Raw genomic sequence first — 1772 nt, forward strand, 5'->3', positions numbered from 1 at the left:
CAAACCTGAACCACAATCTATGCAAAATGCCTTAGAAAATGAACGTGTAGGATGATCATAGCGCTTTATTTTATCTTCCCCTTTAGTCCATTCGATGTTTGAAGGAGAAGTAAACAAGTTCGATGCATGAGCCGAACCTGTGAGCTTTCGGCACTGCTCACAGTGACAAAAGAAGAACTTACCGAAGTCATCTTTAAGCTTAAAGGCTACACTTTCGCAGCAGCAACCGCCTGTAATCTCTTTATTCATTTCAAACCTCCATGTTTGTTAATGTCGGATAAATATAACGCCCAATTAAGTAGCCCGAAACGCACTGGCGCACTTTCCGCATTACGCCGTAAACACCAAACCCAAAGCAAACCAAAATCGACGAGCGTTGAGGGTCTGCTTGAATTGCTTGTTAGCTGCGCTCTCAAATTAGAACGTATAATCAAATACAACGATATCCTCAAGCAAAGGTCTAAAAACTTGCTTCAGCGCTTCGTGCTCAACATGCGGTAAATAGTTTTGACGCCCAGCTTCGTTTGCAAACGTCATTAAGACCGAATGCGTGTAACCTTTATTTTTACCCTCAGGGCTATCGTTGACACCCCACTCTACAGACACTACACCCTCGACTTTTTCAGGCATAGCTTCGAATAACCCTTTAAGCTTTTCGATTTCCGAAAACGGTGATGATTCTTTGAACTTGATTAATAATATGTGCCTAATCATTTTTTTTCTTCCTAGCTGCTAACGCCGCGTTAAGTGGTGAACAACGCGACCACCGGACCTAAGCCATTGTGCCGTAAACACTTAAGCCGAATCAAACTGAAAATGCCAAGCGTTGTGAATCCGTCTTAAACGCTTTGTTATGCGTATCCTACCACACGTACCAAACTGAGATTTTCACTAGCTGTTGGTGCTTCAAAATACTGGGTTACATGATGAAATACTGCTTCTGTGTCAAACATAGCCCGTTCTGGTTGTTCAACCCGACGTTTAGCGATTTGGGACAAGCATTGTTCATCGGTTAAGTCTAAATACCAAAGCTCATGTTCACTGTTTACTTCTAGGCACAGTGATACAAACCAAGCTCTTTGCTTCACGGTATTGGCCGGGAAATCCATGACAACGTTAACCTCAACATTCAACAAGTTTTGAACATGGCTTTTGATGAAAGGCTTAATAAAGTTTGAGTACTTAATGTAATCGTCAAACGTTTGAATTTGTGAGGGATAATGAGCTGACAACCAATCATCTTCTGAAATTAGGACTGCACTATTTTCAGCAGCAACAACCTTAGATTTAGTAGATTTACCTGCTCCCATCTTGCCACAGAAGAAGAACAGCTTTCCCTGATTATCCATGTTTCCTCCATTTACGCATAACGCCCAATTAAGTAGCCCGAAACGCACTGGCTAACTTTCCGCATTGCTCGGCAACACCAAACCCGACGCAAACCAAAATCGCAGAGCGTTGAGGGTCTGCTTGAATTGTTTGTTATGCGAATTCACACGCATAAGCCAAGTTGAAGAAACGAAGATTACCTTAGACAAGAAAAACCTCAAACAAACCAAGTACTTTTTGTGATTCACTGAACAGCCGAAGTCACTATGTTACAGCTTCACTCCCGACAAGTGACTAATGGTGAACTCCAGCGCATGACTCAGCTTTTGCTTCGAGAAACTCAACGCGGCGGCAGACCAGCGAAGAAGAACTACCGATAAACTTGTCCTTGCCCCACTTTGCGCCAGCCAAACTCGCCACGAACCAACACTGAAAACCAATGA

Annotated in this window: 3 protein-coding genes; all 3 read right to left on the reverse strand. The window is 43.0% G+C overall.

The features are described from left to right. The coding region (locus FCU94_RS15825; RefSeq protein WP_176289455.1) for a GFA family protein at positions 1-249 on the reverse strand (249 nt) is incomplete at its 3' end. A 168-nt stretch (positions 250-417) separates the two neighbouring features. Then, on the reverse strand, positions 418-714 hold the full coding sequence (locus FCU94_RS15830) for a Dabb family protein (RefSeq protein ID WP_176289456.1): 297 nt from the start codon (positions 712-714) through the stop codon (positions 418-420). A gap of 137 nt (positions 715-851) precedes the next feature. Further along, entirely contained in the window at positions 852-1349 is a 498-nt protein-coding gene (locus tag FCU94_RS15835) for an AAA family ATPase (RefSeq protein WP_176289457.1), read from the reverse strand. Positions 1350-1772: the final 423 nt, after the last annotated feature.

The sequence above is a fragment of the Vibrio sp. JPW-9-11-11 genome, from assembly GCF_013369335.1.
In the GTDB taxonomy this organism is placed as follows: Bacteria; Pseudomonadota; Gammaproteobacteria; order Enterobacterales; family Vibrionaceae; genus Vibrio.